Genomic DNA, 23,079 nt, shown 5'->3' with positions numbered 1-23,079 from the left:
GACAAGGGGCGACGCTGCCAGACGGGGCGACCTCCGCCTCATCCTCGAAAGCTGACCTTGTGTGAGTACGCGTGCTACGGCGCGGCGCCGAGCCCGACCTCAGCGAGCCGCGCCGCGAACCAGCGCGACAGCGGCTGATCGACGATGCTGCTGACATACACTTCCGAGATCTTGACGCCTTGCATGTCCAGCACCAGCAGCAGACCGATCCAAAAGGGAAACCAGACATGCACGTCGGTCAGCGCCTGCAGCTTGTGCTCGTCGTGCTCCAGCGGCGTGTGATTGTTGGCCTTGCGGATCTCGATCGCGAGCAGATTATTCGGGATCTCGCGCTGATGCACGACGACATCGGGGTAGATCGACTTGCCGAGATGGTCGTCGGTCGAGATGATGGTGCCGTGCGGCAGATGCAGCGTGCGCTCGCCGAGCCGGTCGTAGTTGCAGTCGACTGACCAGCCCGGAAACTGCTTCTCCAGATGCACGGCGAAGCGGTGGGTGACCGCCCGCTCGCCGACGTCCTTCTCGAACAGGAAACCCTCGTGGGCGTAGAAGTCCTGGAGCGCCGCGATCACCTTGTTCAGCTCGGTCTGCATCGTGCCTCCGGGCTCGCGGCGCTCTGTCTGGTGCCGTCCTACATCTGGACTTCGATCAGCCGCGGTCCGGGCTCGGCGACCGCTTCGGCCAGCGCCTTGTTGAACTCGTCGGCATTGGTGACGGCGCGGCCGGGCACGCCCATGCCCTTGGCCAGCGCCACGAAATCCAGCGTCGGACGGTCGAGCCTGAGCATGTCGTTGGCGCGCTGGCCGGGCTCGCCCGCGCCGACATTGTCGAACTCGCCGCGCAGGATCTGGTAGATACGGTTCGCGAACACGATGGTGACGATGTCGAGGTTCTCGCGCGCCTGCGTCCACAGCGACTGGATCGTGTACATCGCGCTGCCGTCGCCGACCATGGTGATCACCTTGCGATCCGGACAGGCGATCGCAGCGCCGATCGACAGCGGCGTGGAGAAGCCGATCGAGCCGCCCATGTTCTGGAGCCAGTCGTGCGGGGCGGCGGCCGCCGTCGGCGGGAAGAAGCCGCGGCCGGTGGTCAGGGATTCGTCGACCATGATCGCGTTCTCGGGGATCGCACAGGCGATCGCCTGCGCGATCGTGGCGAAGGTGAGCGCGCCGGTCGGCTTGACCAGTTCGGCCAAAGCCTGCGGCTTGACGTCCCTGGCGCTGGCCTTCACCGCGCCGGCGAGCGCCTCCAGCGCCGCGACCGAGTTTTCGCCCCAGGAGGTCATGCGATGGACCTCGCAGCCTTGCGGCTTGAGCATGCTCGGCTTGTTCGGATAGGCGAAGAAGGCCACGGGATCGTCGGACTCGACCAGCACGATGTGACGGAACTTCGCCAGCATCGGCAGGGCCTGATCGATCACGTAGTGGATGCGATCGATCGAGAAACGGCCGCGGCCGCGCGCCATCTTGGGGCGGAAGGTCGGGCCCATCACGGTGCAGCCGGTCTTGCCGGCGATGCGCTCGGCCAGCGCCAGGCCCTGCTCGCTCAGGGCGCTTCCGGTCATCAGGAGCAGCGTGCCCTCGCCGTCGCCATGCAGGATTCTTGCGGCCTGCTCGACCGCCTGCGGCGAATAGCTCGCACGTTGCTGCTCGGCCGGAACCTCGGCGATGCCGTCGGCCTCGTTCCAGGCGGTGTCGGCGGGCAGGATCAGGGTCGCGATCTGCGGCGGCGCGCTTTTGGCGGCGGCAATCGCCGCGGCACCGTCGGCGGCGACCGATTTGGCGTCCGGCGAGGTGCGGACCCAGGACGACATCGGCCGGGCCAGACCCTCGATATCGGAGGTCAGCGGCGCGTTGTAGCCGATATGGTAGACGGCGTGCTGGCCGACGATGTTGACGATGCCGGAGTTCGCCTTCTTGGCATTGTGCAGATTGGCAAGCCCGTTGGCGAGGCCGGGGCCGAGATGCAGCAGCGTCGAGGCCGGCGTTCCCTTCATGCGGAAATAGCCGTCGGCAGCGCCCGTCACCACGCCCTCGAACAGGCCGAGCACGCAGCGCATGCCCGGCACGCGGTCGAGCGCTGCGACAAAATGCATCTCGGAGGTACCGGGGTTGGTGAAGCAGACGTCCACCCCACCCTTAACCATCGTCCGCACCAGGCTTTCCGCACCGTTCATCCCAAAGCTCCCGCAACCGGCCATGTCCAGATATCCGTCCGATCAATCATTGTTCGCGCGTCCCGTCAAAGCAATAGCCGGCATCGCCGCCCTGCCCCGCGCGACGATGCGCCGGTTTGGCTAATGGTTTTCGGCAAATTGTGGTTGCCGATTTGGTAACGCCAATGGTCAAGCATGGCATCCCTCACGGGCCCGTGGCTTGCGGAATGCCTGCAAATATGGCCTGTGGCATTCATTGAATCGATTTCTTTCTGGGGGAGACAATGATCCGGTTTTTTGCCGCGCCGATTGCCGCCATCGTACTGCTGTCGGCCACGGCGGGCGGCGCGTTCGCCGAAGAGTTCGACACGCGCGACATCATGGGTGGCGGCCCGAACTTCTTCCGTTCCGGCGCAAATCCCGTTCCCCGCACCACCGTCATGTACAACGGCAACTACGCCCCCGGCACGGTCGTGGTGAACACCAGCGAGCGCCGGCTCTACCTGGTTCTCCCCAACGGCCAGGCCCTGCGCTACGGCATCGGCGTCGGCCGCGACGGCTTCCGCTGGGGCGGGGTGCACAAGATCACCGCCAAGAGGGAATGGCCGGACTGGACGCCGCCGTCGCAGATGCTGGCCCGCCGGCCCGACCTGCCACGCCACATGAAGGGCGGCGTCGACAATCCGCTCGGCGCCCGCGCGATGTATCTGGGCTCGACGCTGTACCGCATCCATGGTTCCAACGAGCCGGAGACGATCGGCCAGGCCGTCTCCTCAGGCTGCTTCCGCATGACCAACGACGACGTCACTGACCTCTACAGCCGCGTCGCCGTCGGCACCACCGTGGTGGTGCTGAACAACTAGCCGAACGGCCGCAGCGGGAACCCGCAAGGCGCATGAATTTGCGGACTTGTGTGCGCGAGGCGAATGCGGCAGCGTCGGGCAACAATGAGCGCATTGACTCCGTCCTCGCCCGCCCTTCGCTTCGCCCTATTGGCGCTCGCCGCGTTCATATTGGTGCCTGACGCCGCCTCCATGGCTGCCGCGGGCGAATTGCCCGCGGTCTCCTCGCGCCAGCGCGCCGAGAAGAAAAGCTTCACCGACGGCGAGATCATCGAAGGCTTCCTGAAGACGGCCTTCGGCGCCGAATATCACCTCGCCGGCCGCGTCGACCGCATCCGCAAGTTCGACGGGCCGGTGCGCGTGTTCGCTGAGAGCGACCGCGCCGACCGCAAGACGCAGCTCGCAAGAGTCGTGGCCGACATCGCCCACCGGGTGCAGCATCTCGACATCGCCATGATCGACAGCAACGAAGCGGCGAATGTGCGGGTCAAGCTGGTGCGCGACCGCGACCTCTACCGCACCCTCACCAGCTTCTACGGCGCCGAGAAGGCGCGCGAGATCCGCACCTCGCTCGACCCGCAATGCCTGTCCGGCTTTCGCAAGAACGACGATTTCGAGATCGAGCATTCCGACGTCATTCTCACCGTCGACAACGGCGATTTCACCTTCCTCGACTGCGCCTATGAGGAGCTCCTGCAATCGCTCGGGCCCATCAACGACACCGCAAGCGTGCCGTGGACCATGTTCAACGACAACGTCTCGATGGGCTATTTCGACGTCTACGACCAGTACATCCTCAACCTGCTCTACGATCCCCGCATCAAGGCGGGCATGACCGTGGCGGAGGTCAAGGCGGTGCTGCCCGCCGTGCTCAAGGACGTGCGCGCCTGGGTGAAGCGGGTGAATGATCTGAAGGAGTGAGTCCGGTCGTCATTGAGAGCACGGCGACCCCGCACTCGTGCCCCGGACGCATCGCAGCGCCTCTTCGGCGATGCGCTGCAGAGCCGGGGCCCATCTCGCTAAGCTCTCCCGTACCGCCTTCTGGGTCCCGGCTCGGCGTTGCAACGCCAAGGCGTTGCAACGCGTCCGGGACACCCGCCCAACGAACTACTGCACCAGATCGGCCACCGTCGTTGCGGCCTTCAGGCCCGTGCCGGTGAGAACGGAGACCGTGGTCTCGTTCGTCTTGATCGATCCAACGGCTGCGAGCTTGTCCAGTGCGGCCGCCGCGCTGGCACTGGTCGGCTCGGCGAACCAGGCCCTGGCGCGCGAGACGCCGCAAGGCTGCGACGATCTCGTCCTCGGTAAGCGCGACGGTGCCGCCCCCGCTTTCGCGCAAGGCGGCGATGATCTCGCGCAGGCGCAACGGATTCTTGATCGCGGTGCCTTCGGCGATAGTCTTGTGCACCTCGCGCGCGACGGGCGTATCGACGCCGGCCTTGAAGCTCGCATCGATCGGCGAGCAATTCTGCGGCTGCGCCGCGAACAGGCGCGGCAGCTTCGATATCTGCCCGGCTTTCTTGAGCTCGCGGAAACCGAAGGCGCAGCCCAGGAGGCTGCTGCCGGCGCCGACGGGGACGATGACGTTGTCGGGCGCGCGAAAGCCGAGATCCTCCCAGATCTCATAGGCGAGCGATTTGGTGCCTTCGAGGAAGAACGGCTGCCAATTGTGGCTGGCGTAGAAGGTCTGGCTCGACTGGCGGATGGCCTCGGCTTCCGACTCCTCGCGTGGCCCTTCGACGAGTTGCACCTCGGCGCCATAGGCCCTCACCTGCGCGATCTTGGCCGGCGACGTAGACGCGGGCGCGAGGATCTTCACGCGCATGCCGCCGGCGGCGCCAAGCCCTGCCATCGACGAGCCGCCATTGCCCGACGAGTCCTCCAGAATGGCATCGACACCGATCTGCCGCAGGAAGGACAGCATCACGGAAGAGCCGCGGTCCTTGAAGCTGCCGGTCGGGTTGAACCATTCGAGCTTGAAGAAGGGCCGCAGGTTACCCCAACCTTGCTGGATCAGCGGCGTACAGCCCTCTCCGAGCGAGATCGGATTTGCGATCTCGACCGGCAATGCCGCCCGGTAGCGCCAAAGCGACCGCGTCCGGCCATCGATGTCCTTGCGCGAGATGCCGGCACCCGGCGTCACCAGCAGCGGCGTGCGCTCGTCCGTGCACCAGCGCGGCTGGTCGAGCGGATAGAGCTGTCCGTTGCGGGGGTCGATGTAGCTGGCGGCGGGCATTGGGGTCTCCAAGACAAGGACGATCTGCGATCGGACGGATGACACGTTTAGTCCGGGATTCGACGCTGGCCGAGCGAAAGGATACACAACCCCTTGAAAACATGAAAAATATAAATACTTCAAGTCCTTAAGCAGATCCCGCCGGCAGGGCGGCTGGCTTGGCCCGCGCGAGGACCCGGCGCTGAAGGCGCCCCCTGCAAGCCCGCCAATGACGGGAATGTGGTCGCAAACGGCCCTGCCCGCCTGGCACGATTAACTTGTCTGTCGTCGCCGGCCGCTACAATATGTTGGATTGAGCTTGCGCCACCGCTGTTCTTCGGCAGGCAACGCAAGCGAGCCAGGCCCGTCCGAGCGGCGGGCCGTTGGCTTTTTGGGAGCCTGGACATGAGCCGTGCCAACCGTACCGACCACATCCGCCTGACCTCCCATCCGGAGCCGGGCAGGAAGGCCGCCTTTCCGATCCACTGGGGCGCCACTGACGCGCGCGCCCGCGGGCCGGTCATCGGCACGGTGTCGCGCGCCGGGGATCGCAACGTGATCGGCAGCCATGGCGGGTCCTACGCGATGTACCGCGCGCTCGCCGTCTCCGCCGGCGCACTCGATCCGATTCGCAGGCCCGATCTCACCAACACCTTTCCCGCCGCGACCATCGGGCCGTTCGAGCAATGGCGCGATCCGACAAAAATCGTCGCGCTCGATCCCTGGGGGCATCTCGTCGCCGAGAACTTCCGCCAGGAGATTGCCGAAGGCGCCGATATCCGCCCGAGCATCGCGGTGACGCGGGCGCGGCTCGACCTGCCGGAGATCCGCGAGGCGCTGGCCGCAAAGCGGCTGCGCGCCGACGGCGAGGTCGTGCATGCCAATGGCAGCGTCTCCGTGGTGAAGATCGCGATCGATCCGGTCTGGTATCTGCCGGGCCTTGCCGCGCGCTTCGGCACCGGCGAGACCGAATTGCGGCGCACGCTGTTCGAGCAGACCGCCGGCATGTTCCCGGAACTGGTGACGCGGCCGGACATGAAAGTGTTCCTGCCGCCGATCGGCGGCACCACGGTCTATCTGTTCGGCGACGTCACCAAGCTGCCGGACCATCGCACGAAAATCACCTGCCGCGTCCATGACGAGTGCAACGGCTCCGATGTGTTCGGCTCCGACATATGCACCTGCCGGCCCTATCTGATCCACGGCATCGAGGAATCCGCGCGCGGCGCTCAGGAAGGCGGGCTCGGGCTCGTCGTCTATAACCGGAAGGAGGGCCGCGCACTCGGCGAGGTCACCAAATTCCTGGTCTACAACGCCCGCAAGCGCCAGGAGGACGGCGATGCGGCCGCCGCCTACTTCGAGCGCACCGAATGCGTCGCCGGCGTCCAGGATGCACGCTTCCAGCAATTGATGCCGGATACGATCCACTGGCTCGGCCTCAAGCGCATCGACCGCTTCCTGTCGATGAGCGACATGAAACACGACGCGCTGACCTCGCAGGGCATCGACATCGTCGAGCGCGTGCCGATCCCGCCGGAGCTGATCCCGGCCGACGCCTATGTCGAGATCGCCGCGAAGAAGGCGGCCGGCTATTACTCGACCGACATCGCGCCGGAGCAGGACGTGAACGGCGTGGTCGGGCGCTCGCTGGAAAAATACTGATCGCGTGATGGCGGACGCATTGGAAATGCAGGCACGCTCGCTGCTCACCGCAAAGGCGGTGCGCGCGCGCGCCGGGCAGATGCTCGAGCTCGGCCTTGCCGGCAAGCTCTCACATTTCACGATCGATCTCGACCGCATGGATGGGGTCGCGGAGGCGGTGCTTACGGTCACGCGCAAAGCCTATCCGACGCTGGATATCCCCTTCCACGCGCGGTGGCGGCATTTTGTGCATGGCGGCGTCGACCGTTGGGCACGGCTTGCCGATCTTGCGTCCTGGCCGGATCGCGCTGCGCGGGCGCGCGCGGAATTCGACCTCGCCATCGTCAGCGTGCTGCTCGATGCCGGCGCGGGCGCCGCGTGGCGCTATCGCGACGCCGTGACGGGGCAAGGCATCGGCCGCTCCGAGGGGCTTGCGATCGCAAGCCTCGACATGTTCGCGGGCGGCCTCTTCTCACGCGATGCGCGTGCGCCATTCAGCGCCGATGCGGATGTGCTCGCAATGCTGCCGCCCACCGCACTCACATCCGCCTTTCAGGCGAGCGACGCCAATCCGCTGCTCGGCCTCGAAGGGCGCACCGATCTGCTGCAGCGTCTGGGGAACCTGGTGGCCCAGCGCGCAGACGTCTTCGGCCTGCACGACACGCCGCGGCCGGGCGGCCTGTTCGATCACATCGCGGCGCAGGCGGATGGCGGTGCCATCGCCGCGCCCGCAATCCTGTCGGCGGTGCTGAACCAGCTCGGACCGATCTGGCCGTCACGGCTCGAACTCGCCGGCATCCCGCTCGGCGATTGCTGGCGTCATCCGGCGATCAACGCCGATGACGCGACCGCGGGCCTCGTGCCGCTGCACAAGCTGTCGCAATGGCTGAGCTACTCGCTGATCGAGCCGCTCCAGCGCGCCGGCATCAAAGTGACCGACATCGACGGCCTGACTGGGCTGGCCGAATATCGCAATGGCGGGCTGTTCGTCGATCACGAGGTGCTGCGTCTGTGCGACGCCGCCGACGCCGGACGCGCGCATGCGGTGGATTCGCTGCTCGTCGTGGAGTGGCGCGCGCTGACGGTCGCGCTGCTCGATCGGCTGGCCGACCTGGTTCGCACCAAGCTCGGCCGCACGGCCGAGACATTGCCGCTCGCCAGCATCCTCGAAGGCGGCACCTGGGCCGCAGGCCGCACGATTGCCTTTTCGCGCCGTCCCGATGGTTCACCGCCGCTCAAGGTGATCAGCGACGGTACGGTTTTCTAGACCCTCTCCCCCTGTGGGAGAGGGTGGCTTCGCGAAAGCGGAGCCGGGTGAGGGGTTCTCTCCGCGGGAGCATCTCTCACTGGAGTTCGCGGAGAGTACCCCTCATCCGGCGCTTCGCGCCACCTTCTCCCACAAGGGGAGAAGGAAGAAAGGCATCCCATCATGGAAGGCGTCACGATCGTCGATCATCCCCTGGTGCAGCACAAGCTGACGCTGGTGCGGGACAAATCCATCTCGACCAAATCGTTTCGGGAGCTGATCAAGGAGATCGGCATGCTGCTCTGCTACGAGGTGACGCGCGACCTGCCGCTCACTGATACCGTCATCGAGACGCCGCTGGCGACGATGCACTCGGCCAAGATCGCCGGCAAGAAGCTCGTGTTCGTGCCGATGCTGCGCGCCGGCACCACCTTCGTCGACGGCATGATGGACCTGGTGCCGACCGCACGCGTTGCCCATATCGGGATCTACCGCGAGCCGCACAGCTTTGCCGCGGTGGAGTATTTCTTCAAATCGCCGTCCGATCTCAGCGAGCGTCTGGCGATCGTGGTGACGCCGGTGGTCGCCACCGCCAACACCGCGGTCGCCGCCATCGACCGGCTGAAGGAGCGCGGCGCCAGGGACATCCGCCTCGCCTGCCTGATCGCCGCGCCGGAAGGCCTCGAACGGCTGCGCGGATTCCACCCGGACGTGCCGATCTGGACCGCGGCGGTGGACGAAGGTCTCGACGAGAACGGGTTCATAGTGCCGGGCCTCGGCGATGCCGGCGACCGCGCTTACGGGACGCGGTAGGCAGGAGCATGATGGTGTCAGGTTCGGTCGGCTGGCCGTGAGTCACCTCTCCCCAGCGGGGAGAGGTGATTTGCGTGCTGGGCTCGCACCAATTTTAACCACTCATCCTGCTCACACCTTCCCGCTGCCGCAGATCAGCTTCAGCGACTGCCATTCCTTGTCGGTCAGCAGCGGCGGGCCGCTGGCGGGACGATCCTCCTTTGTCATGCGCGCGAGGCGGTCCTCGGTCAGCGGGTGGCTGGCGAGGATCGTGGTGAGACCGGAACCGCCCTCCTTGCCGGTGATGCGGAACATCAATTCGGCCGCGGGTTTTGGCGAGCGGCCGAGCTTGTGCATGATCTCGATGGCGAAGGTGTCGGCGCCGGTCTCGGCCTCGCGCGAATAGGAGGCCTCGACCAGGCTGCGCGAAGCGAAGATCACGGCCGAGGAGCCGGTGACGTCGCCGAACAAGAGGCCGATCAGGAACGAGGTGCCGCCGTTGTAGATCAGGCCGCGCATGTTGTCGTAATGCTTGAGATGGCCGAGCTCGTGGGCGAGGATGCCGGCGAGCTCGTCGGGACTTTCGGCCTTGTCGAGCAGGCCCTTCAGCACGAACACCTTGCCGCCAGGCAGCGCGAAGGCGTTCGGCACCGAGGTCGGCAGCACGCCCGCCGTCATGGTGTCGTCGAGGCCGGCCGCATCGCGCAGACGGTTGACGAGCTTGGTGAACGCGGCCTTGCCAGCGGGGTCTTCACAGACGCTGCGGCCGAAGATCGTTTTCATCTGCACTTCGGCGGCATCGCCGATACGCCGTTCGACCGGCTTCGGCACCAGCGGCGCGAGACGATCGGCGGCAAGCGGCACGCCGAACAAGACGACGCAGACGATGGAGACGGCGGCAGCCACCGACCAGCCCACGATCTTTGCAGTGCCGCGTCGTGTGGTCTGGTGCTCGTCGAGATGCAGGCAGCGCGCGGTCACATCTGCAGCCACTGCCGCGTCGCGGATCTCGAGCCGCGCCAGGGGCGGGGCCGACGTGCAGGCCAGACGCAAAACGCCGGCCGGGCCGTCGGCGCGGCGGATATCGGCATAGGCCCAGCGGACGGGTGCTTCGCCGTCCTCGGCGATTTCGAGCGCATCACCGAGCCTCAGCATCACCTGACGCCTGCGGCTCGAGACGCCGTCGAAGAAGATGGTCGGCTTTGAGGACCCCGCCGGGACCCCGCTGGACACGTCACTCACGGTTCAGAATCCTGCAACATCCAGTCCATCGGCAAACCCTTCGCCGAGCGCGCCGGCGAGTTCGCCGCGCCCCTGCACATTCGCCGCGGCCGCGATGTCGTGCACCTCGACCGTCTCCAGCACCTTCGCCCAGAGATCGCGCTGGAGATAGACGCGCATGACGATGTTGATGGCCAGCGCTACGGCGAAATAGCCGATCACCATCATTGCCACCACCGGGATGCTGTTCGCGCCGTCGCCAGACTCGAATACCTGATCGACCGGCACGCCGGTGAGCTGGACGACGAGCAAGGTACCGCCGACCATGTAAGCACCGAACGCGGCCGAGAGCAGCGTCCACCAGCCGACCACCTTCCAATACAGGCCGTAGAAGGCGTCGTGCGGCAGATCCGAGGACAGGCTGACGCCGCCGATGCGGATGCCGTCGAGCCACCAGCGCCATTCGCGGGCCTTGAATTCGGCGTAGAGGAACGGCGCCAGCGGGAAGATCACGAGCGCGACCGGGCTGAGCAGCCACAGCCACCAGCCGCGCTTGAAGAAGGTCCAGCCGTCGCCCTCGAAGTCGCCGGAGAGCTCGCCATAATGGGTGTGCTGCATCTTGTAGCGCTCGAGCGCAGCTGCGCGCCACGGCAGCGCCAGGCCGAGCGTCAGAAACACGAGCAAGCCCCACAGCATGGCGCGGAGCGAATAGGCCCAACCCGAGCCGTCCATCCAGAACCGCACGCCGCGCCAGACCGTGCGCGTCAGCCGGTAGCGCCGCGCGCGAAAGATCGCGAACTGACCGAAGGCGTAGAAGCCGATGAACAGCGGCAACGAGGCGAATCCCTGCCAGCGTTCGAACTCGATGCCGATCAGAAAGTAGGCGAGATAGATCGGCACCAGGATCGCGAGCGCGACCAGGAAGCCGATCAAAAGCTCCTTGGCCCGCCCGGTATATTCGGCCGCATCGCCGTCGATCGCGGTGTTGGCCCACAGATGGCGGCGAATGTCGGTGACCAGCCAGAACCGGTAGAAACCGAAGGTGACGAGCTCCAGCATGGCACCCCTGGTGACCATTCTGCGGAACTCGGAGCGGTTGCCGGAGAAATCGACTCGCGTGGGCGGCAGCGGCGGCGGTAAGGGTTCGGACCCAACGGGGGTCCATTGCATGTCGTTCACGGCAGCAACCTCGGGATGCGGATCTGTTGCGGTCAAACTATAGATCAGAGGTTAGTCAATCCCCAAGCTGGACCGGTTCGATTTACCTCGATTCCGATAGGGTTCTTGCATGATTCTCCACCGCGCGGCGTGCGGGAGGTCACGTTCGCGTGGCGGCGTGACGGCCATCCGACGCTCTCGTGAAGGTTGGATGTGGCAAAACTCTCCCTTGCCCCGACGCAGACAACCGGCTGTAATTGCAAATCAAATACCGCAGCGCAGAATTCAACGAGAACGCGCGGTTCAGGTTAGGGAGAATGGTCATGCACGGGACCATCGAGAGCGCGACCAAGCTCGACGCACTTCGCGCGCGCGCCACGTCACTGCCGCTGGAGCGGTTCGATCCGGGCGACCCGGAGTTGTTCAGGACGGATACGTTCTGGCCCTATTTCGATCGCCTGCGCCGGGACGATCCGGTGCATTACTGCAAGGACTCGATGTTCGGGCCGTATTGGTCGGTAACGCGCTACAACGACATCATGGAGATCGAGACCAACCATGCCGTGTTCTCCTCGGCCTCCGCGCTCGGCGGCATCACCATCCGCGACATCGATCCGGATTTGCGCCGCGAGAGCTTCATCTCGATGGACCCGCCGCGCCATGCGGCCCAGCGCAAGACCGTGGCGCCGATGTTCACGCCGACGCATCTGGACAATCTCGCGATCAACATCCGCAAGCGCTCGGCCGAGTGCCTGGACAACCTGCCCCGCGGCGAGGTGTTCGACTGGGTCGACCGCGTCTCGATCGAGCTGACGACGCAGATGCTGGCGGTGCTGTTCGACTTCCCCTGGGAGGACCGCCGCAAGCTGACGCGCTGGTCGGACATCGCCACCACCATTCCCGGCCCCGACGGCCTCGTCGCCACCGAGGACGAACGGATGGCCGAGCTGACGGAATGCGCGGCCTATTTCTCCCGCCTCTGGAAGGAGCGCATCGAGCAGCCGCCGAAGAGCGACCTGTTGTCGATGATGGCGCACAGTGCCGCCACGCGCGACATGGACGCCAGGAACTTCCTCGGCAATCTCATCCTTTTGATCGTCGGCGGCAACGACACCACCCGCAACACCATGTCGGGCTCGATCTACGCGCTGAGCCAGCATCCGGAGCAGTATCGCAAGCTGCGCGAGAACCCTGATCTGCTCGACAGCTTCGTGCCCGAGGTGATCCGCTGGCAGACGCCGCTCGCGCATATGCGGCGCACGGCGCTCTCCGACTTCGAATTCCGCGGCAAGCAGATCAAGAAGGGTGACAAGGTCGTAATGTGGTACGTCTCGGGCAACCGCGACGAGGAGGTGATCGAAAAGCCCTACGAGTTCATCATCGATCGCGCCCGCCCGCGCACGCACCTCTCCTTCGGCTTCGGCATCCACCGTTGCGTCGGCCTCAGGCTCGCCGAACTCCAGCTCAAGATTATTTGGGAGGAAATCCTTAGGCGATTCGACCATATTGATGTGGTCGGCGAGCCCAGGCGAGTCTATTCGAGCTTCGTGAAGGGGCTCGAGACGTTGCCGGTGAAGATTGCGGCGTGAACGAAGAACTCCCCCTCTCCCCGCTTGCGGGGAGAGGGTTGGGGTGAGGGGGAGTCTCCACGGGGACGGAGAGAATTGGACTCGCGGAGAGTCCCCCTCACCCGGATTGCATCTTCGATGCAATCCGGCCTCTCCCCGCAAGCGGGGAGAGGCGAAAACAGAGACAAACTGGAGCTAACACCATGAACATCCAAGCGCCGGTTAAAGTGGACAAGGCCGAACGCATGCGCAGGGCGCGCGAGGAGGCCTATGCGACGCCGCTTTCGCAATTCCACCCCGGCGCGCCCCGGCTGTTCCAGGACGACACGCTGTGGCCGTGGTTCGAGCGGCTGCGCAAGGAAGAGCCGGTGCATTACTGCACCAACGCGCCGATCGAGCCGTACTGGTCGGTGGTGAAGTACGACGACATCATGCATGTCGACACCAATCACGGCATCTTCTCTTCGGATTCGAAGCTCGGCGGCATCTCGATCCGCGACGTGCCGGAAGGCTACGACTATCCAAGCTTCATCGCGATGGACCAGCCGAAGCATTCGGCGCAGCGCAAGACGGTCTCGCCGATGTTCACCCCTCAGCATCTGGACGAGCTGGCGAGATTGATCCGGCAGCGCTCGCAGACCGTGCTGGACAATCTGCCGCGCAACGAGACCTTCAATTTCGTCGAGCGCGTCTCGATCGAGCTGACGACGCAGATGCTGGCGACGCTGTTCGACTTCCCCTGGGAAGAGCGGCGCAAGCTGACGCGCTGGTCCGACGTCTCGACCGCGCTGCCCAAGAGCGGCATCGTCGCCTCCGCCGAGGAGCGCCGCCGCGAGATGGACGAGTGCTACGCCTACATGTCGAAGCTGTGGAACGAGCGCGTCAACTCCGCGCCGCGCAACGACCTGCTGTCGCTGATGGCGCACAACGAGGCCACGCGCCACATGGACCCCGACAACCTCATGGGCAACATCATCCTGCTCATCGTCGGCGGCAACGACACCACGCGCAACACCATGACCGGCTCGGTGCTGGCACTGAACGAGAACCCGGAGCAGTATGACAAGCTCCGCGCCAATCCGGAGCTGATCGATTCCATGGTGCCGGAAGTGATCCGCTGGCAGACGCCGCTGGCGCATATGCGGCGCACCGCATTGCAGGACACCGAGATCGGCGGCAAGCCGATCCGCAAGGGCGACCGCGTCGTGATGTGGTACGTCTCGGGCAACCGCGACGAGGAGATGTTCGAGAAGCCGAACGAGTTCATCATCGACCGCCCGCGCCCGCGCACCCACCTCTCCTTCGGCTTCGGCATCCACCGCTGCGTCGGCATGCGCCTCGCCGAATTGCAGCTGCGGATCGTCTGGGAGGAGATGCTGAAGCGGTTCGAGCGCATTGAGGTGGTCGGCGAGCCGAAGCGGATCTATTCCAGCTTCATCAAGGGATACGAGACGCTGCCGGTAAGGATTCCGGGATAGGCTCGCTCTATCCTCCGTCATTGCGAGCGCAGCGAAGCAATCCAGACTGCCGCCGCGGAGGGTTTCCTGGATTGCTTCGCTGCGCTCGCAATGACGAGGCCACATCTGCGTGTCACAAGGGCCGCGGCAAGCGCTGCGACCGGTCCAGCTATAAAATTCCGGCATGACAGCTCGCGCCAGATGCGAAGGCAAAGCTGGGCCCTGGTGTCCTAAACCACAGCCGAGACATCGGTGTGCTCCCTCGCCCCGCTTGCGGGGAGAGGCGAAGAAAGCACCGGCGCTCAACTCAACTTGATGTCCCACACGCCTTCCTTGCGGCAGGCGGCGACTTCCTCGCGCAGGAGGGCGGTGATGGCGAGCGAGGCCGTCGAGGCCGGGCGGTCGATCGGAGAGGCAAAGATGAGCTCGCGCGTCATCGGCCTGGATACAGGCGCGGTTTCAAGCCGACCGTCCGCGACCTCGCCATGGACCGACGAGGGCGGCAGCAGTGCGAAGCCGAGGCCCTCCTCGACCAGGCTCGTCAGCACGCGGAAGGAATCCGCCTCGAGCTGGACGTCGAGCTTGATCTTGCGCTGGGCCGCCGCATGCTCGATCAGCGCGCGGAGACCGTGGGAATGAGAGGGCAGCACCAGGCGCTGGCGCAGCAGCCAGCCGACGTCGACGCTCTTCCTGCGGGCCAGCCCACAGCCGCGCGGGCCGACCGCGACGATGTTGTCGCGTCCCAGGCTCTGGACATTGAGATGCAGATCGGCCGAGCGGCCGTAGAGGATGGCGAGGTCCATCTCGCCGCGATGCAGCCATTCGACCAGATGGCCGCTGTAGCTCTCGACGATGCGCAGCGAGATGCCGGGAAATTTTTCGACGCAGCGCCGTGCAAAGCGCGCCGACAGCACGCAGCTCACGGTGGGAACGAGACCAAGCACCACCTGGCCCGAGGGCGGCCCCTTGGCCGACTGGATGTCGTCCCGGATCTGGTCGATCTGCCGCACGATGCCGGAGGTGCGAGCGAGCAGAAGCCGCCCGGCCTCGGTCAGCACCATGCCGCGGCCGTTGCGGGTGAACAGATCGGTGCGCAGCTCGTGTTCCAGCAGCTTGATCTGCCTGGAGAGCGCCGGCTGCGCCACGCGCAGCGTGTCGGACGCCTTGGAGAGGCTGCCGAGCTCCGCCACGCAACTGAAGGTCCTGAGCTGCCGGAAATCCATGCTTGCCAATCCTGGAAGGCTACTCCATACGCTATAGCAAATGAGCATAGGGGGCTGGCGTTGTTTTCACAACGCCAGGGGATTGGCCGGCGTTATCTTAACTGCCGCTGAGAATGGAAACGCCATGAGTCAAGAACACCACACCGAAGATCACGCCGACATTCGCGAGGCCGTCGCCAAGCTGTGTGCGCAGTTTCCCGGCGAATACTGGCGCAAGCTCGATCGCGAGATGGCCTATCCCAAGGCGTTCGTCGATGCGCTGACCGAGGCCGGTTATCTCTCGGTGCTGATCCCCGAGGAATACGGCGGCGCGGGGCTGAAGCTGTCGGCTGCGGCCGCGATCCTGGAAGAGATCCAGCGCGCGGGCTGCAATGGCGGCGGCTGCCATGCCCAGATGTACACGATGGGCACGGTGCTCAGGCACGGCAATGCCGACCAGAAGGCGAAATACCTGCCGAAGATCGCGAGCGGCGAGCTGCGCCTGCAGGCCTTCGGCGTCACCGAGCCGACCAGTGGCACCGACACCTCCTCGCTGAAGACCTTCGCGCGCAAGGACGGCAACGACAGCTATATCGTCAACGGCCAGAAGATCTGGACTAGCCGCGCCGAGCATTCCGATCTGATGGTGCTACTGGCGCGCACCACGCCGAAGGATCAGGTCAAGAAGCGCACCGATGGTCTCTCCGTGTTCATCGTCGACATGCGCGAGGCCAAGAACAACGGTCTCGAGATCCGCCCGATCCGCACCATGATGAACCACGCCACCACGGAAGTGTTCTTCACCGACATGAGGGTGCCGGCGGAGAACCTGATCGGCGAGGAAGGCAAGGGCTTTCGCTACATCCTCTCCGGCATGAATGCCGAGCGCATCCTGATCGCGGCCGAATGCGTCGGCGACGCCAAATGGTTCATCGCCAAGGCCACGAACTACGCCAAGGAGCGCAGCGTTTTCGGCCGGCCGATCGGCCAGAACCAGGGCATTCAGTTCCCGATCGCCAAGGCCTACGCCTCGATGCGGGCGGCCGAGCTGATGGTGAAGGAAGCCACGCGCAAATACGAGGCCGGGCTCGACTGCGGCGCCGAGGCCAACATGGCCAAGATGCTGGCGGCGGATGCGTCCTGGGAAGCGGCGAATGCCTGCATCCAGACCCATGGCGGCTTCGGCTTTGCCGAGGAATACGACGTCGAGCGCAAGTTCCGCGAGACGCGGCTCTACCAGGTGGCGCCGATCTCGACCAACCTCGTCCTGTCCTTCGTCGCCGAGCACGTGCTCGGCATGCCGCGCTCGTACTGAGGTTGCGGCCATGGGAGCATTGGACGGGATCAGGGTGATTGCGGTCGAGCAGGCGGTCGCGGCGCCGTTCTGCTCCTCGCGCCTGGCCGATGCCGGCGCGGAGGTGATCAAGATCGAGCGGCCCGAGGGCGATTTCGCCCGCGGCTATGACGCGGCGGCCAAGGGCCAGAGCAGCTATTTCGTCTGGCTCAACCGCGGCAAGCAATCCGCGGTGGTTGACCTCACGACAAGGGAAGGCCGCGACGAGCTGGAGAAGCTGATCGCCGGCGCCGACGTGCTGATCCAGAACCTCAAGCCCGGCTCGATGGACAAGCTCGGCTTCTCGCGCGAGCGGCTGTTGAAGGACTATCCGAAGCTGATCTCGTGCACGATCACCGGCTATGGCGACGAGGGTCCCTACGCGCACCGCAAGGCCTACGATCTGCTGATCCAGGCCGAGAGCGGGCTCGCTTCGATCACGGGCAATCCCGACGGCGCCTCGCGCGTCGGCATGTCGATCGTCGACGTCGCGACCGGCGCCACCGCCCATGCGGCGATCCTGGAGGCGCTGATCGCGCGTGGGCGCACCGGCAAGGGCGCCGATATCCGCATCTCCATGTTCGACGTGATGGCGGACTGGTGCACCGTGCCGTTGCTCAATGCCGAAGCCGGCAACCCGCCCAAGCGCATGGGCCTGCGCCATCCCTCGATCGCTCCTTACGGCGTGTTCACCTCGAAGGACGGCAAGGACATCCTGATCTCGATCCAGAGCGAGCGCGAGTGGAAGACGCTGTGCGCGAAGGTGCTGGATCAGCCGGACCTGCCGGCCGATCCGCGCGTTGCCAACATGGTCGAGCGCGTGCGCAACCGCGACTTCACCGACCAGACGGTGGCGGATGCCTTCGGCAGGATGACGCGCGATGAGCTGCTGAAGCGGCTGTCGGATGCCGACATTGCGTTTGCCGAGGTCAACACCATGGCCGACCTCGCCAACCATCCGCATCTGCGCCGCATCGAGGTCGACACGCCGAACGGCCGCGTCAGCTATCCCGCGCCGGCGCCGATCATCGTCGGCGAGACCCGCAGCTATGGTGCCGTGCCGGCGATCGGCGAAAAGCTGCAGAAGAAGTCACAGAGCGAGGCGTCATGACCGAGAAGCTCGACATCGATCATTTGCGGCAATGGATCGGCCGCAGCCAGGATGCCACCGACATCGTCACCGCGCAGCTCGTGATGGGCTTGCGTGCAACGCTGTTCCAGGAGGTCGGCGAACCCAAGAAAGGCGACGCCGCGCCGTTCACGGTGCATTGGTGCCTGGCGCAGCCGGTGTTTCCGATGTCGATGCTCGGCCCCGACGGTCACCCGACCCGTGGCGGCTTCCTGCCGCCGGTGCCGCTGCCGCGCCGGATGTGGGCCGGCGGCGAGATCGAATTCCTGCAGCCGCTGCAGGTTGGCGATGAATCGACGCGGACCTCGCGCATCGCCGATGTGCAGGTCAAGTCAGGCTCGACCGGCACGCTGTGCTTCGTCTCGGTCGAGCACAGCATCTCCTCGCCGAGGGGCACGGCGATCCGCGAGCGGCAGGACATCGTCTACCGCGAGATGACCGGCAGCACGCCGGCTGGCGGCAAGGCGCCGCCTCCGCCGCCGAAGGCGCAGCACCGCGAGACGCATGTGTCCGATCCCGTGCTGCTGTTTCGCTACTCCGCGCTGACATTCAACGGCCACCGCATCCATTACGACCGTGACTACGTCACCAAGGTCGAGGGTTATCCGGGCCTGATCTTCCACGGACCACTGCAGGCGGCGCTGATCGTCGAAATGGCGGCCAAGCTTCGCGGCGGCAAGGCGCCGAAGAAGTTTACCTATCGCGGCCTGCAGCCGCTGTTCGAGGGCAGCGAGTTCTCGGTCAATGCCAATGAGATCGAGGCGGGCATGGAGCTGTGGACCGCGAACGCGGAGGGACAGCCGACGATGAAGGGCATGGCGGTGTGGTGACAGTCTCTCCCCGTCATTGCGAGGAGCTCTTGCGACGAAGCAATCCAGACTGTCACCTTTGAGGCAGTCTGGATTGCTTCGCTTCGCTCGCAATGACGAGTGGGGCTGATAGCGGCGAGAAGCAACAGGGACGGAAACCATGGCCAAGAACGGCAAGAGCTTTGGCAAGAGCGGCAGCAAGTCCGTCACCGTGAAGCAGGCAACGCTCGACCTGCTGCGGGCCTTCGGCATCACAAAAGTGTTCGGCAACCCCGGCTCGACCGAACTGCCGTTCCTTAGCGACTGGCCTGACGATATCGACTATGTGCTGGCGCTGCAGGAGGCGTCCGCGGTCGGCATGGCCGACGGCTATGCGCAGGCGACGCGCAATGCCGGCTTCGTCAACCTGCATTCGGCGGCCGGCGTCGGCAACGCGCTCGGCAACATCTATACCGCGCATCGCAACCAGACGCCGCTGGTGATCACCGCGGGCCAGCAGGCGCGATCGATCCTGCCCTTGCAGGCGTTCCTCTATGCCGAGCGCGCCTCGGAATTCCCGCGGCCTTACGTCAAATACAGCGTCGAGCCGGCCCGGCCCGAGGACGTGCCGGCCGCGATCGCGCGGGCCTATTACACCGCGATGCAGCCGCCATGCGGGCCGGCCTTCGTGTCGATCCCGATAGACGACTGGGCGCATGCGGCTGCTCCGATCGAAGCGCGCAAGGTCAGCCGGGAGATCGGTCCGGAGGCTGACGCGATGAAGGCGCTGGTTGCCGCACTCGGCTCCGCAAAACACCCCGCCCTCGTCGTCGGCCCCGGCGTCGACCGCGCCGGCGCGGTCGACCTGATGATGCGCGTCGCCGAGAAAGCGAAAGCCAGCGTCTGGGTGAGCCCGTTCTCTGCGCGCTGCTCGTTCCCCGAGCGGCATCCGCAATTCGCGGGCTTCCTGCATGCTTCGCCCGCGCAGCTCTCCGATGCGCTACGCGCGCACGATCTCGTCGTGGTCGTCGGCGCGCCCGTGTTCACGTTCCATGTCGAGGGCCATGCCGCGATCTTCGATGGCGCGGCGACCATTTTTCAGATCACCGATGATCCGGATGCCGCCGCGGTGACGCCGGTCGGCACCAGCATCATCGCGACGATGAAGCCGGCGCTCGCCATGCTGCTCGAGTTGCTGCCGGAGAGCAAGCGCGCGGCGCCGAAGGGCCGGACGCTGCCGCCGGCACCGCAAGCCGCCGATCCGTTGCCGGTCGAATTCCTGCTGCACTCGCTGTCGCAAGCGATGCCGGACGGGGCGTCACTGGTCGAGGAAGTGCCCTCGCACCGGCCGGCGATGCAGAAGTTCATGCCGATGCGCGGCCAGGACAGCTTCTACACCATGTCGAGCGGCGGTCTCGGCTACTCCCTGCCCGCCGCCGTCGGCATGGCGCTCGGCAAGCCGAGCAGCCGCACCGTCTGCCTGATCGGCGACGGCTCGGCGATGTATTCGATCCAGGCGCTGTGGACCGCGGCGCAGCGCAAGCTGCCGCTCACCGTCGTCGTCATCAACAATTCCGGCTACGGCGCGATGCGCTCGTTCAGCCAGGTGATGCAGGTGCGCAACGTGCCCGGGCTGGAGCTGCCGGGAATCGATTTCGTGCAACTCGCCGAAGGCATGGGCTGCCATGCGGTGCGGGTGACCAAGGCGGCGGAGCTGGGCGAAGCGCTGAAACGCGGGATGGCCTATGCAGGCACGAGCCTCGTCGAGGTCATCGTCGATTCAGCGGTGCCGGTGTTGTACGGGCAGAAGCATTGAGGATGTCGTCCCTGCGAACGCAGGGATCCATACCGCGTGATCTGTCAGTCAAGCGCAGGTGTCAGTACCGCGGGCAGAAACACTACCAGTCTTCGCCAAACTTCTCCCTGGGGATATGGGTCCCTACGTTCGCAGGGACGACACTGAATTTGTCGCGCCACCTCGACATCACGACGCCAGAAATCCGCCGTCCGCCGCCAGCACATGCCCGACGACATAGGATGACGCGTCGGACGACAGCCACACCACGGCTTCCGCCACTTCTTCTGGGCTTCCCATCCGCCGCAGCGGCAGGCCGGCGCTGACGGTTGCGACATCGCCGACGCCGGCACGCAGCATCATGTCGGTGACGACGCGGCCGGGGGCGATGGCGTTGATGCGGATACCGCGAGGCGCGTTCTCCATCGCGGCCGAGCGCGTCAGCGAGATCGCGGCGGCTTTCGAGGCCGAATAAAGCGAGAAGCCGGGATTGGGATTGCGCACGCCGCTGACGGAGGCGTTGACGACGATGCTGCCGCGCCCCTGCGCCAGCATTGCCGGCAGTTGGTGGCGCAGGCACAGGAACAGCGCGCGGACATTGGTATTGAACACGTTATCGTAGATCTCCGTGCCCTGCTCCTCCAGCGGCGCGCGGCGCTCCTGGAATCCGGCATTGTTGAAGGCAACGTCGAGCCGGCCGCAGCGCTCGACCGCCGCGCGCACCATGCGCGCGACGTCGTCCTCCTCAGTGATATCGGTCTTGACCGGCACGGCCTCCGCACCGAGCTCACGGCACGCCGAGGCGGCGGCGTCGATCTCGGCTTCGCGCCGGCCGGCGACGAAAATCGCTTCGGCGCCTTCGGACGCCATCCTCATCGCCGTGGCGCGGCCGATGCCGCTGCCGCCGCCCGTGACGAGGCAGACCTTGCCCCTCATCCGCATCCCGGTTGGCAAAGTTCCGCTCATCGTCCACTCCAAAACGCTTGCGCGCGGCGTTGCGCCCATTTAGTTGTATGATACAACTATATGCCGGGAGTCAAGATGGCCGAGCTTTCGCTGATCGACGACATCCGCGCCGCGTCGCGCCTGATGGTGCGCGAGCTCGGCTTCATGGACGCGACGGTGGCGGCATCGGACTATCCGCCCTCGGCGGTCCACACCATCCTGGAAATCGGCATCCGCGGCCCGATGACATCAGGCGAGCTCGGTGATTTCCTGCGTCTGGAGAAATCGAGCGTCAGCCGCCTGGTGCGCAAGCTGATCGACTGCGGCGAGGTCAGGGAGACGCCGGACGAGCTTGATGCACGCAGCAAGCTGTTGTCGCTGACGGCGAAGGGCCGCCGCACGCTGGAAGCGCTGCATGCATTCGGGCGGCGGCAGGTGCGTGGTGCGCTGGCGGCGTTGACGCCGGCCGAGCAGCGCATCGTGCGCGAGGGCATGATGGTCTATGCGCGGGCGCTGAGGGCGAGCCGGGAGGAGCATGAGGCTGCAGCCTAGTCACCGGTGTCGTCCCTGCGAACGCAGGGACCCATACCGCGTGATCTATCGAGGAAGTGGGGCGTCAGTACCGCGGCAACGGCAACTAGCAGCCTCCGCCAAACTTCTCCCTGTGGTTATGGGTCCCTGCGTTCGCAGGGACGACAGCGAGGAGTTGGCGCGAGCTAGCCTCAATTGGACCGCCCCTAACGGTCACTTCCCGAACTCTTCCCGCATCTTCGCCTGGATCTTGGCCATGCCGCCGATCCAGCGGTCGTAATTCTCGGTCTTCTTGCGCATGTAGCCGAGCACCTGCGGGTGCGGCAGGATCAGGAACGTTTCCTGTTCGAGGCCGGCGAGCACGTCTTTCGCCACCTGCTCCGGCGTCAGGTCGCCGTCGCCGGATTGCGGGCCCTTGGGGATCGAGCGCAGCATGTTGGTGTCGACGCCCTGCGGGCAGAGGATCGAGACCTTGATGTTGTGGGCCTTGTGCGAGATCGCGAGATTCTCGGCAAAGCCGACTGCAGCGTGCTTGGTCGTCGAATAAGCGGGGCTGCCGACCTGCGACAGCAGGCCCGCGGCCGAGATGGTGTTGAGGAAATAGCCGCCGCCGCGCGCCCTCATGCGGGGGACGAGATGCCGCGCCGCGTAGACGTGGGCCATGACGTGGATCGCCCAGCTGCGCTGCCAGGGTTCATCCGAGGCGCCGCCGGCATTTTCCGACATCGGATCGAAACCGCCGCCGATGCCGGCATTGGAGCAGAACAGCTCGATCGGCCCGAACTGACGTTCGGTCTCCTCGATGACGTGAGCGATGTCCTTTTCCTGAGCGACGTCGCATTTGAAGGCGGCGCCATCAACCATGGCTGCGACCGCCCGCGCATTGGCGGCGTCCATGTCCGCGACCACAACCTTGGCTGCGCCCACATGGTGAAAGGCCTCGCACAGCGCCTTGCCGATGCCGTTTGCGCCGCCCGTGACGACCACGACCTTGCCGGTCACCTGCATGCGACGTCTCCTCTTGCCTTACCGCGTTTCTTATCCCGCTTCGCGGGAAA

Annotated in this window: 19 protein-coding genes and 1 pseudogene; 12 read left to right on the top strand and 8 right to left on the bottom strand. The window is 65.6% G+C overall.

Going from position 1 to position 23,079, the window contains the following annotated elements; all coding sequences use genetic code 11:
* Window positions 1–74 precede the first annotated feature (74 nt).
* Together H1B27_RS19775 and H1B27_RS19770 are read right to left on the bottom strand one after the other, a co-directional pair.
* A complete protein-coding gene (locus H1B27_RS19775) occupies window positions 75–593 on the bottom strand; it encodes a hypothetical protein (RefSeq protein WP_061878979.1) in 519 nt (172 codons plus the stop codon).
* A 38-nt stretch (window positions 594–631) separates the two neighbouring features.
* The gene (locus H1B27_RS19770; protein WP_061878978.1) at window positions 632–2,179 is read right to left on the bottom strand and encodes an acetolactate synthase large subunit; all 1,548 of its coding nucleotides are present in this window, start codon (window positions 2,177–2,179) and stop codon (window positions 632–634) included.
* A 263-nt stretch (window positions 2,180–2,442) separates the two neighbouring features.
* Between H1B27_RS19770 and H1B27_RS19765 the strand changes: the two genes are divergently transcribed.
* Window positions 2,443–3,021, top strand: a complete 579-nt coding sequence (locus H1B27_RS19765) for a L,D-transpeptidase (protein ID WP_197967196.1) — start codon at window positions 2,443–2,445, stop codon at window positions 3,019–3,021.
* Window positions 3,022–3,105: 84 nt separating this feature from the next.
* Entirely contained in the window at window positions 3,106–3,921 is an 816-nt protein-coding gene (locus H1B27_RS19760) for a DUF2927 domain-containing protein (protein ID WP_197967195.1), read from the top strand.
* A 186-nt stretch (window positions 3,922–4,107) separates the two neighbouring features.
* Here the strand turns inward: H1B27_RS19760 and H1B27_RS19755 are convergent.
* Window positions 4,108–5,236: pseudogene (locus tag H1B27_RS19755) on the bottom strand (threonine synthase).
* A 384-nt stretch (window positions 5,237–5,620) separates the two neighbouring features.
* Here H1B27_RS19755 and H1B27_RS19750 point away from each other — a divergent pair.
* The 3 genes from H1B27_RS19750 (at window position 5,621) to upp (ending at window position 8,915) form a co-directional block, all read left to right on the top strand.
* Window positions 5,621–6,877 carry a GTP cyclohydrolase II gene (locus H1B27_RS19750; protein WP_197967194.1) on the top strand — a complete coding sequence of 419 codons (1,257 nt, stop codon included), beginning with the start codon at window positions 5,621–5,623 and terminating at the stop codon, window positions 6,875–6,877.
* A gap of 7 nt (window positions 6,878–6,884) precedes the next feature.
* On the top strand, window positions 6,885–8,123 hold the full coding sequence (locus H1B27_RS19745) for a URC4/urg3 family protein (RefSeq protein WP_197967193.1): 1,239 nt from the start codon (window positions 6,885–6,887) through the stop codon (window positions 8,121–8,123).
* A gap of 162 nt (window positions 8,124–8,285) precedes the next feature.
* Window positions 8,286–8,915: a uracil phosphoribosyltransferase gene (gene upp / locus H1B27_RS19740; protein ID WP_061878972.1), complete on the top strand. Its 630-nt coding sequence runs from the start codon at window positions 8,286–8,288 to the stop codon at window positions 8,913–8,915.
* Window positions 8,916–9,026: 111 nt separating this feature from the next.
* Here the strand turns inward: upp and H1B27_RS19735 are convergent, their stop codons facing one another.
* On the bottom strand, window positions 9,027–10,136 hold the full coding sequence (locus H1B27_RS19735; protein WP_197967192.1) for a M48 family metallopeptidase: 1,110 nt from the start codon (window positions 10,134–10,136) through the stop codon (window positions 9,027–9,029).
* 3 nt (window positions 10,137–10,139) lie between these two features.
* The gene (locus tag H1B27_RS19730) at window positions 10,140–11,285 is read right to left on the bottom strand and encodes a YjgN family protein (RefSeq protein ID WP_197488690.1); all 1,146 of its coding nucleotides are present in this window, start codon (window positions 11,283–11,285) and stop codon (window positions 10,140–10,142) included.
* 311 nt (window positions 11,286–11,596) lie between these two features.
* Here H1B27_RS19730 and H1B27_RS19725 point away from each other — a divergent pair, with 311 nt between their 5' ends.
* Together H1B27_RS19725 and H1B27_RS19720 are read left to right on the top strand one after the other, a co-directional pair.
* A complete protein-coding gene (locus H1B27_RS19725; RefSeq protein ID WP_197967191.1) occupies window positions 11,597–12,862 on the top strand; it encodes a cytochrome P450 in 1,266 nt (421 codons plus the stop codon).
* A 182-nt stretch (window positions 12,863–13,044) separates the two neighbouring features.
* A complete protein-coding gene (locus H1B27_RS19720; RefSeq protein ID WP_197967190.1) occupies window positions 13,045–14,319 on the top strand; it encodes a cytochrome P450 in 1,275 nt (424 codons plus the stop codon).
* Between the two features lie 281 nt (window positions 14,320–14,600).
* On the opposite strand, the gene H1B27_RS19715 is transcribed toward H1B27_RS19720, so the two are convergent.
* Window positions 14,601–15,521 carry a LysR substrate-binding domain-containing protein gene (locus H1B27_RS19715; protein ID WP_061878967.1) on the bottom strand — a complete coding sequence of 307 codons (921 nt, stop codon included), beginning with the start codon at window positions 15,519–15,521 and terminating at the stop codon, window positions 14,601–14,603.
* Between the two features lie 124 nt (window positions 15,522–15,645).
* On the opposite strand from H1B27_RS19715, the gene H1B27_RS19710 reads away from it, so the two are divergent.
* The 4 genes from H1B27_RS19710 (at window position 15,646) to mdlC (ending at window position 20,566) form a co-directional block, all read left to right on the top strand.
* The gene (locus H1B27_RS19710; RefSeq protein ID WP_197967189.1) at window positions 15,646–16,815 is read left to right on the top strand and encodes an acyl-CoA dehydrogenase family protein; all 1,170 of its coding nucleotides are present in this window, start codon (window positions 15,646–15,648) and stop codon (window positions 16,813–16,815) included.
* 10 nt (window positions 16,816–16,825) lie between these two features.
* Window positions 16,826–17,944: a CaiB/BaiF CoA transferase family protein gene (locus tag H1B27_RS19705; RefSeq protein WP_197967188.1), complete on the top strand. Its 1,119-nt coding sequence runs from the start codon at window positions 16,826–16,828 to the stop codon at window positions 17,942–17,944.
* Window positions 17,941–18,792 carry an HTD2 family dehydratase gene (locus tag H1B27_RS19700; protein WP_197967187.1) on the top strand — a complete coding sequence of 284 codons (852 nt, stop codon included), beginning with the start codon at window positions 17,941–17,943 and terminating at the stop codon, window positions 18,790–18,792. The genes H1B27_RS19705 and H1B27_RS19700 overlap by 4 nt, the downstream gene beginning before the upstream one ends.
* 139 nt (window positions 18,793–18,931) lie before the next feature.
* On the top strand, window positions 18,932–20,566 hold the full coding sequence (gene mdlC / locus H1B27_RS19695) for a benzoylformate decarboxylase (protein ID WP_197967186.1): 1,635 nt from the start codon (window positions 18,932–18,934) through the stop codon (window positions 20,564–20,566).
* Window positions 20,567–20,734: 168 nt separating this feature from the next.
* On the opposite strand, the gene H1B27_RS19690 is transcribed toward mdlC, so the two are convergent.
* On the bottom strand, window positions 20,735–21,511 hold the full coding sequence (locus H1B27_RS19690; RefSeq protein ID WP_197967185.1) for an SDR family NAD(P)-dependent oxidoreductase: 777 nt from the start codon (window positions 21,509–21,511) through the stop codon (window positions 20,735–20,737).
* Between the two features lie 75 nt (window positions 21,512–21,586).
* Here H1B27_RS19690 and H1B27_RS19685 point away from each other — a divergent pair, with 75 nt between their 5' ends.
* Entirely contained in the window at window positions 21,587–22,042 is a 456-nt protein-coding gene (locus H1B27_RS19685) for a MarR family winged helix-turn-helix transcriptional regulator (RefSeq protein WP_197967184.1), read from the top strand.
* A gap of 192 nt (window positions 22,043–22,234) precedes the next feature.
* Here the strand turns inward: H1B27_RS19685 and H1B27_RS19680 are convergent, their stop codons facing one another.
* The gene (locus tag H1B27_RS19680) at window positions 22,235–23,029 is read right to left on the bottom strand and encodes an SDR family oxidoreductase (protein WP_197967183.1); all 795 of its coding nucleotides are present in this window, start codon (window positions 23,027–23,029) and stop codon (window positions 22,235–22,237) included.
* Window positions 23,030–23,079: the final 50 nt, after the last annotated feature.

Origin of the sequence: Bradyrhizobium diversitatis, from assembly GCF_016031635.1 — a bacterium.
Taxonomy (GTDB): Bacteria; Pseudomonadota; Alphaproteobacteria; order Rhizobiales; family Xanthobacteraceae; genus Bradyrhizobium; species Bradyrhizobium diversitatis.
The sequence above is the reverse complement of the archived record's forward strand: the minus strand, read 5'-3'. Positions and strand labels throughout refer to the sequence as shown.

Bases quoted from the DNA above. Each gene is read 5' to 3' on its own strand.
- H1B27_RS19775 (WP_061878979.1), bottom strand. From the start codon at position 593: ATGCAGACCGAGCTGAACAAGGTGATCGCGGCGCTCCAGGACTTCTAC.
- H1B27_RS19770 (WP_061878978.1), bottom strand. From the start codon at position 2,179: ATGAACGGTGCGGAAAGCCTGGTGCGGACGATGGTTAAGGGTGGGGTG.
- H1B27_RS19765 (WP_197967196.1), top strand. From the start codon at position 2,443: ATGATCCGGTTTTTTGCCGCGCCGATTGCCGCCATCGTACTGCTGTCG.
- H1B27_RS19760 (WP_197967195.1), top strand. From the start codon at position 3,106: ATGAGCGCATTGACTCCGTCCTCGCCCGCCCTTCGCTTCGCCCTATTG.
- H1B27_RS19750 (WP_197967194.1), top strand. From the start codon at position 5,621: ATGAGCCGTGCCAACCGTACCGACCACATCCGCCTGACCTCCCATCCG.
- H1B27_RS19745 (WP_197967193.1), top strand. From the start codon at position 6,885: ATGGCGGACGCATTGGAAATGCAGGCACGCTCGCTGCTCACCGCAAAG.
- upp (WP_061878972.1), top strand. From the start codon at position 8,286: ATGGAAGGCGTCACGATCGTCGATCATCCCCTGGTGCAGCACAAGCTG.
- H1B27_RS19730 (WP_197488690.1), bottom strand. From the start codon at position 11,285: ATGCAATGGACCCCCGTTGGGTCCGAACCCTTACCGCCGCCGCTGCCG.
- H1B27_RS19725 (WP_197967191.1), top strand. From the start codon at position 11,597: ATGCACGGGACCATCGAGAGCGCGACCAAGCTCGACGCACTTCGCGCG.
- H1B27_RS19720 (WP_197967190.1), top strand. From the start codon at position 13,045: ATGAACATCCAAGCGCCGGTTAAAGTGGACAAGGCCGAACGCATGCGC.
- H1B27_RS19715 (WP_061878967.1), bottom strand. From the start codon at position 15,521: ATGGATTTCCGGCAGCTCAGGACCTTCAGTTGCGTGGCGGAGCTCGGC.
- H1B27_RS19710 (WP_197967189.1), top strand. From the start codon at position 15,646: ATGAGTCAAGAACACCACACCGAAGATCACGCCGACATTCGCGAGGCC.
- H1B27_RS19705 (WP_197967188.1), top strand. From the start codon at position 16,826: ATGGGAGCATTGGACGGGATCAGGGTGATTGCGGTCGAGCAGGCGGTC.
- H1B27_RS19700 (WP_197967187.1), top strand. From the start codon at position 17,941: ATGACCGAGAAGCTCGACATCGATCATTTGCGGCAATGGATCGGCCGC.
- mdlC (WP_197967186.1), top strand. From the start codon at position 18,932: ATGGCCAAGAACGGCAAGAGCTTTGGCAAGAGCGGCAGCAAGTCCGTC.
- H1B27_RS19690 (WP_197967185.1), bottom strand. From the start codon at position 21,511: ATGAGCGGAACTTTGCCAACCGGGATGCGGATGAGGGGCAAGGTCTGC.
- H1B27_RS19685 (WP_197967184.1), top strand. From the start codon at position 21,587: ATGGCCGAGCTTTCGCTGATCGACGACATCCGCGCCGCGTCGCGCCTG.
- H1B27_RS19680 (WP_197967183.1), bottom strand. From the start codon at position 23,029: ATGCAGGTGACCGGCAAGGTCGTGGTCGTCACGGGCGGCGCAAACGGC.